The organism is Bacillus sp. LSHTCR4, assembly GCF_057197025.1.
On record NZ_JBXUNO010000002.1, the window covers coordinates 177,455 to 184,238 of the forward strand.

A 6,784-nucleotide genomic window follows, 5' to 3' on the forward strand; every position below is an offset into this window, starting at 1 on the left:
AAAAAGAAGAAACTAGAAACATTTCGAAAATTTCGTTACAATAAAAGAGGTATTCTACTAAGGTTTGAAAGAAGGGGACTTCGTGAATAAAGAGACATTACAATTATTTCGTACGTTAACAGAATTACAAGGTGCATCGGGTTTCGAACATGATGTACGCCGTTTTATGAAGCAAGAATTAAGCAAATATGCGGATGAAATTGTACAAGACGGTTTAGGTAGCGTATTTGGTCTGAAAAAAGGGGACGAAACTGGCCCACGTGTTCTTGTAGCAGGTCATATGGATGAAGTAGGTTTCATGATTACGCAAATTACGAAAAACGGAATGCTTCGTTTTCAAACGTTAGGCGGCTGGTGGAGCCAAGTACTATTAGCTCAGCGCGTACAAGTTATGACGAAGAATGGTCCTGTTGTTGGGATTGTTGGTTCTATTCCTCCTCACTTATTAAGTGACGCGCAACGTGCAAAACCGATGGATATAAAAAATATGTTAATTGATATAGGCGCAGATAGCTATGAAGATGCGATTGAGATTGGTGTAAAACCAGGACAACAAATCGTGCCAATCTGCCCGTTTACGCCGATGGCAAACGAAAAGAAAATTATGGCGAAAGCTTGGGACAACCGTTACGGATGTGGCCTTGCAATCGAATTACTAAAAGAATTAAAAGACGAAACATTACCAAACACATTATACTCTGGTGCGACTGTACAAGAAGAAGTTGGTCTTCGCGGTGCACAAACTGCTGCAAATATGATTCAACCAGATATTTTCTATGCGCTTGATGCAAGTCCAGCCAACGATGCATCTGGTGACAAAACACAGTTCGGTCAATTAGGAAAAGGTGCTCTTCTTCGTATTTACGACCGTACGATGGTAACACATAGAGGAATGCGCGAATTCATTTTAGATACAGCAGAAACACATAACATTCCGTACCAATACTTTATTTCACAAGGTGGTACAGACGCGGGCCGTGTACATACAAGTAACTCAGGTATCCCGTCAGCAGTAATTGGTGTTTGCGCACGTTACATTCATACACATGCTTCAATTTTACATGTTGATGATTATGCAGCAGCAAAAGAGCTAATTACGAAGCTTGTAAGAACAACAGATAAAACGACGTTAGAGACAATTAAGAATAACGCGTAGAAGAAAGGGCTAAAAGCTCTTTCTTTTTTTAGGTAGGAGAGATGACCCAGCGGTGTGTGGTGGCGGTCAGTGCCTAATGGATGCTCGAATGATGTGTGAAGACCGCGCGTAGGAAGAAAGAAGAAGCCTGTTTTTGTGTCTAGGACCAGTAATATTGTGGAAAGCCACCTTCTTTTATAGGTAGAAGGGATTCCCTGGTGGTATGTGATAGTGGTTGGTACTTAATTCGCGCTGAAGCGGATATTAGAATAGAATGATGAATTTTTATAGAGGTGAACGAAATGAAAGTAGTAGTTGGATCAAAGAATAAAACGAAAGTTGGAGCTGTGGAGAAGGTTTGGAAAGATGCTACAATTACATCCCTTTCTGTTCCTTCAGGAGTAGCAGCACAACCGTTTTCAGATGAAGAGACGATGCAAGGAGCGATCAATAGAGCGAAGCGAGCGCTAGAGGAAGGAGAAGCTCAAATTGGTATTGGACTAGAAGGCGGCGTAATGAAAACGGAGCACGGTTTATTTATGTGTAACTGGGGCGCGCTAGCAACAAGTGATGGTAAAACATTCGTTGCTGGCGGGGCACGTATTACGTTACCAGATGATTTTTTAGCACCTCTTGAAGAGGGCAAGGAGTTAAGTGAAGTGATGGAAGAGTTTGTACAGAGAAAAGATATTCGTAGTCACGAAGGTGCTATTGGTATTTTTACGGATGATTATGTGGACCGCACGGAATTATTTGTACATGTTGTTAAGTTACTTGTTGGGCAATATAAGTATGATGAAAAGCAAGCATAAACCTTGCACCGTGCGCGATGTATGGTAGTATAAAAGAAAGATTATAACATGAAAAATGCACTCGTTAGAGGAGGAAATATAGATGAAATCATTAGAAAGCATGGAGCAATTCCAACAATTAAAAAATGAAGAGAATGTAGTCTTTATGTTCTCAGCAGAATGGTGTCCAGACTGCCGCTTCGTAGATCCGTTTATGCCAGAAGTAGAAGAGAAATATAGTGATTTCTCATTTTACTATGTAGATCGTGATGAGTTTATTGATCTATGCGTAAAATTAGACGTATTTGGCATTCCGAGCTTTGTAGCGTACAATAAAGGTGAAGAAACAGGTCGCTATGTAAACAAAGATCGTAAAACACAAGAACAAATCGAAGAGTTCATTGAAGGTTTAAAATAAGGCAATTTGCCAATTGAATTGTAAAACAACCTCTACCTTCGCGGGGGAGGTTATTTTTTTGGAAGGGAGGAAAAAGAGATGAAGATGACAAGTAAAAAGATGAAAGACGAGTTAATCAAGAAATTATCTCGCCCGGAATGGGACTTTCAGTATGATAGCGAGAAAGAGGTTCTACGTATAGAACAGAAAGACTCGAAAAAAGGTATTAACGTATCGCTTCCAGGAGTTGTGGCAAAATGGGAAGTGAATAAAGAAAAAGCAATCGAAGAGGTTGCTTATTACGTACAAGAAGCGTTAATTGCGATGCATAAAGAAGAAAATAGCGCGGCGAAAATTTTACCTGTTATTCGCTCTACTTCTTTCCCGAAACAAGCAGAAGAAGGAAATCCGTTCATTATGACGGATCATACGGCGGAAACACGTATTTACTATGCGCTAGATTCGAATAAAACATATCGTCTTATTGATGAGCGTTTATTACAAAAATTAGGGCTTACAGAGCAACAAGTGCGTGAAATGGCATTATTCAACGCTCGCTCATTAGGTTATGAATTTAAACAAGACACAGTGGCAGGTAATACATTCTACTTTTTAAACACAAATGATGGGTATGATGCGACTCGTATTTTAAACGAATCGTTACTACAATCGATGCGTGAAAAGATTTCTGGTGACATGGTTGTTGCTGTTCCTCACCAAGATGTATTAATTATTGCTGATATCGTCAACGAAATCGGTTATGATATTATTGCACAAATGACAATGAAATTTTTTGCCGAAGGGCATGTTCCGATTACATCACTTTCATTCGTATATGAAGATGGGGACTTTGAACCAATCTTTATTTTAGCGAAGAATCGGAAGAAGACAGATGGAAAAGAGAAAGGATGAACGAAGTGAACGTTTTTTACAACCTTGAAGGAATTGGTGACACTCTAATTGTTGCCTTACAAGATATTACTTTAGAGAACCGTACTTTTGATCGCAAAGGAGATGTTGCACGCGTATACGATCGTGAAAGCAACGAGACAGCAGGATTCAACATCTTTAATGCATCTACTTACTTAGAAGTAAAAGAAACAGGTAACCTTACATTAACGAAAGAACTTGTAGAAAAAATCAACGAAATTTTAGCGAAGAACGGCTTTGAAGAAACAGTAGAAGCAGATCTTTCTCCGAAATTTGTTGTAGGCTATGTAGCTGAAAAAGAGAAACATCCAAATGCTGATAAGCTAAACATCTGTAAAGTAGAAATCGGTACAGAAACATTACAAATCGTATGTGGCGCACCAAACGTTGATGCAGGACAAAAAGTTGTCGTTGCAAAAATCGGCGCTGTAATGCCAAGTGGTATGTTAATCAAGCCAGCTGAGCTTCGCGGAGTTCCTTCTGCTGGAATGATTTGTTCAGCACGTGAATTAGAGCTTCCAGATGCTCCACAAGAAAAAGGTATTCTTGTATTAGAAGATAGCTTTGAAGTTGGACAAGAGTTTAAATTTTAATTGATGTAAGAAAAGAGAGGTTGTCCTTTTGGATGACCTCTCTTTTTGTTTTGTCATTTGTTGTTGGTAAGTCGATATTCTGTGTCGAATCGTTGATATATGTAGAGTTATGATAGATATATTTGAAAAATGGTTGATATATTAAGAGTTACGATAGATATATTTGAAAAATCGTTGATATATTTCGAGTTGTGACAGATATATTCAAAAAAATGTTCATATTATAAGGATGTCACCTTTTTTCTTAAAATCTATATTGTATTTTATAAACAATCTAGTTAAAATTTAGAAAAATAGAAAGGGATAGACGTATGAAACAACAACTAAAAATCGCAGAACTTCTGAAACGAATTGAAACTTCAAAACAACAAGATATCGAGTTAGGTTCCTATGAAATATATTTGTTTAGTGAAAATGAATTAGAAAAAGGACAAATCGGTTATCGATATGATAAACATAAAAATTCATTAATAAGTGAAGAACATGGAAAATGGAAAGAGGAATGGATTGTTATCGGTTATGAAACAGATATGGGGGATCCGGTTTTCGTAAATGTGGCTGATGGTGCTTACCTAGTTTATACTGCAGAGCGTGGTACAGAAACGTGGCAACCTGTTCACATTGGAAATATGGATGAGATTATAAAACAATTATAAGAAAAACTTTGGGACCGGTGCAAAGTGATGGGAGAAAAACATGAAGTATATAAAAATAATGAGCATGATTGCATTCATTGGAATATATTTGGGAGGTTGCTCACAAGAACAACCGAAAAAAGAGACAGCATCTTCTATAAAAGAAACAAGCGAAAATAAAAAGGTAGACGCACCGGTAGAAAAGCAGCAAGAAGAACAAGAAAAGAAAGAAGAACCGCAAGCAGTTCAAACGAATGAGCAAGTGGAGCAAAAGCAGGAGGAAGTGCCGGCCGAAGGAAAGAAAGAGGAATCTACGCCAGTGCAGCCAACTGAGCAACCAGTGCAAAATAATGAACAAAAAGTAGAGAGTAATGAAAAGCAAGGAAAGTTTCTTGTCGTTATTGATCCGGGGCATCAACAAAAAGCGAATTTAAATTTAGAGCCGATTGGGCCAGGAGCAACGACGCAAAAATATAAAGTGACAGATGGTACAACTGGTGTTGTGACGAAAAAAAGAGAGGCTGTTCTCGTATTAGAAATGGCTTTCGTATTAAAAGAAAAGTTAGAAGCAAAGGGAATACAAGTAGTAATGACGAGAACGTCACAAGATGTGGATATAAGTAATAAAGAACGCGCGACATTTGCAAATGATCATAAGGCAAACTTGTTTTTACGTCTTCATGCAGATGGTTCTGAAAATCCGAATCAAAGTGGATTCGCTGTATTGACGCCGGCAGAAGGAAGTCCGTATACGAAAGAGATTTATGCGGAAAGTCTTCAAATCTCTCAAACGATAGTAAATAAAATGAGAGAAAATCAGCAAGTGAAAGTAAATGGAATTAAATTCAGGGATGACCTTTCGGGATTCAATTGGTCCAAAGTGCCTGGCGTACTATTAGAACTTGGGTTTATGTCAAACCATGAAGAAGATAAAAAATTATCTGACCCGCAGTATGTAAATTCTTTATTGCAAAGTGTAACGGATAGTGTAGATGAATATCGGAAGAGTAAAGCTTAAACGCAGTCTTACATGTAAGGCTGCGTTTTTCCATATGAAAACACTCGTAAATTAGAATATTATGGATAAATATGACATGCTTAATTTTACCTGCACTTTTTGCCGAATGCTGATACAATAAAGGATGTTACTATTTAGTAGAAAGAGTGGTAAGCATGTTAGATTGGATGAAAAAGCTGTTTAACAAAGAGGAAGAACAAACAGCGATGAATAAAGAAGTACCAAAGCAAGTTGAAAGTCAGCCGAAAATTCCTCGTGTAAACCACTACACTGAAGCAAGAGAAGCACAAATGGCCAGTAGGAATGCAGGTAAATGCCGTTTTCCATTAGTACCGGATAATGGGTTCGACGAAGAGGATGTTATAGAAACAGGGCATTTTGAAGAGCAACCTGTTCAAGCTGTAACATATGAAGAGCCGCCTATTCAAAGAGGAATAAAAGTGGAAAGAAGCAGACGACAGTATGTGGAGAAGGTAGTTTCTACATATGAAGAGCCGGAAATGCAATATGAACCGGAGCGAGAGCCTGTCGTAAAGAAAGCATCTGCACCAGCGCAAGAAAGTAACCGTAGACCATTTCGTCCAACAGAAATGATTTCGCCAATTTACGGATATAATCGTCCTTCAGTAGAGAAAAAGGAAGAAAAGCAGGAGGAAGTAAAGGAAAGAGAAGACCTTGAAATATCTGTAGAGGGCAAATCAGTCGTTGATGCATGGTTAGAGAAAAAAGGATATGCATTATCTGATTTCTCAGAAGGACAAGCAACGAATTCTTCCAATCATGAAGGAGTTAATCAGCGAGATCAACAAAATAAAAAGGAAGAAAAGTCAGTTGTCGATCAATGGCTAGAGAAAAACGGTTATGAAATTGAACGCCAAGAACCTATAGTAGAAGAAAAAGAAGTGGTTCAAGAAATCAGTGCACCGCAGGAAGTTCCAGCGGCTGAATTCCTTCATGAAACAATTGCTGAGCGTATGGAAGATACGAAGCAAGAAAGTGATGTAGTGGCCAAAAACATTCTACAAGCGGAATCAGTAGATTCTAAAGTAGAGCACGAGGATACAATATTATCAGAAGAAATTAAACGTAATACAGAAATAGAACAGCCTACTATTGAAGTAGAAAAACAAGCACCAGAAGAATCAGTGATTGTCAAAGCAGAAGATAAACTTGAAGAAACAATCATTGTGGAAATACCAGAAGAAGTGGAAGTAATTGCGGAAGCGGAAGAATCAGAAGAAGTGGAAGTAATTGCGGAAGCGGAAGAATCAGAAGAAGTGGAAGT

The 6,784-nt window shown here is 38.3% G+C and carries 7 protein-coding genes and 1 pseudogene; all 8 read left to right on the forward strand.

The annotated features are described in order from the left end of the window. Positions 1-82: 82 nt before the first annotated feature. On the forward strand, positions 83-1,156 hold the full coding sequence (locus tag AC2CGR_RS14545; protein WP_087968353.1) for a M42 family metallopeptidase: 1,074 nt from the start codon (positions 83-85) through the stop codon (positions 1,154-1,156). A gap of 281 nt (positions 1,157-1,437) precedes the next feature. Further along, positions 1,438-1,947 (forward strand): DUF84 family protein, encoded by a 510-nt coding sequence (locus tag AC2CGR_RS14550; protein ID WP_001971113.1) that lies wholly within the window; start codon positions 1,438-1,440, stop codon positions 1,945-1,947. 82 nt (positions 1,948-2,029) lie between these two features. Continuing rightward, positions 2,030-2,344, forward strand: coding sequence for a thioredoxin family protein (locus AC2CGR_RS14555; RefSeq protein ID WP_000838193.1), 315 nt, complete (start codon positions 2,030-2,032; stop codon positions 2,342-2,344). A gap of 78 nt (positions 2,345-2,422) precedes the next feature. Continuing rightward, the gene (locus AC2CGR_RS14560; protein ID WP_087968354.1) at positions 2,423-3,235 is read left to right on the forward strand and encodes a DUF1444 domain-containing protein; all 813 of its coding nucleotides are present in this window, start codon (positions 2,423-2,425) and stop codon (positions 3,233-3,235) included. Then, on the forward strand, positions 3,232-3,846 hold the full coding sequence (gene ytpR, locus AC2CGR_RS14565; RefSeq protein WP_131100866.1) for a YtpR family tRNA-binding protein: 615 nt from the start codon (positions 3,232-3,234) through the stop codon (positions 3,844-3,846). Before AC2CGR_RS14560 ends, ytpR begins: the two co-directional genes overlap by 4 nt. 311 nt (positions 3,847-4,157) lie before the next feature. Beyond that, positions 4,158-4,502, forward strand: a complete 345-nt coding sequence (locus AC2CGR_RS14570) for a hypothetical protein (protein ID WP_063262104.1) — start codon at positions 4,158-4,160, stop codon at positions 4,500-4,502. A 40-nt stretch (positions 4,503-4,542) separates the two neighbouring features. Continuing rightward, positions 4,543-5,499: an N-acetylmuramoyl-L-alanine amidase gene (locus tag AC2CGR_RS14575; RefSeq protein WP_102990424.1), complete on the forward strand. Its 957-nt coding sequence runs from the start codon at positions 4,543-4,545 to the stop codon at positions 5,497-5,499. A 155-nt stretch (positions 5,500-5,654) separates the two neighbouring features. Continuing rightward, positions 5,655-6,784: pseudogene (locus tag AC2CGR_RS14580) on the forward strand (DNA translocase FtsK); the annotation flags it as partial.

Coding starts and splice junctions, on each gene's coding strand:
- AC2CGR_RS14550 (WP_001971113.1), top strand. CDS start 1,438: ATGAAAGTAGTAGTTGGATCAAAGAATAAAACGAAAGTTGGAGCTGTG.
- AC2CGR_RS14555 (WP_000838193.1), top strand. CDS start 2,030: ATGAAATCATTAGAAAGCATGGAGCAATTCCAACAATTAAAAAATGAA.
- AC2CGR_RS14560 (WP_087968354.1), top strand. CDS start 2,423: ATGAAGATGACAAGTAAAAAGATGAAAGACGAGTTAATCAAGAAATTA.
- ytpR (WP_131100866.1), top strand. CDS start 3,232: ATGAACGAAGTGAACGTTTTTTACAACCTTGAAGGAATTGGTGACACT.
- AC2CGR_RS14570 (WP_063262104.1), top strand. CDS start 4,158: ATGAAACAACAACTAAAAATCGCAGAACTTCTGAAACGAATTGAAACT.
- AC2CGR_RS14575 (WP_102990424.1), top strand. CDS start 4,543: ATGAAGTATATAAAAATAATGAGCATGATTGCATTCATTGGAATATAT.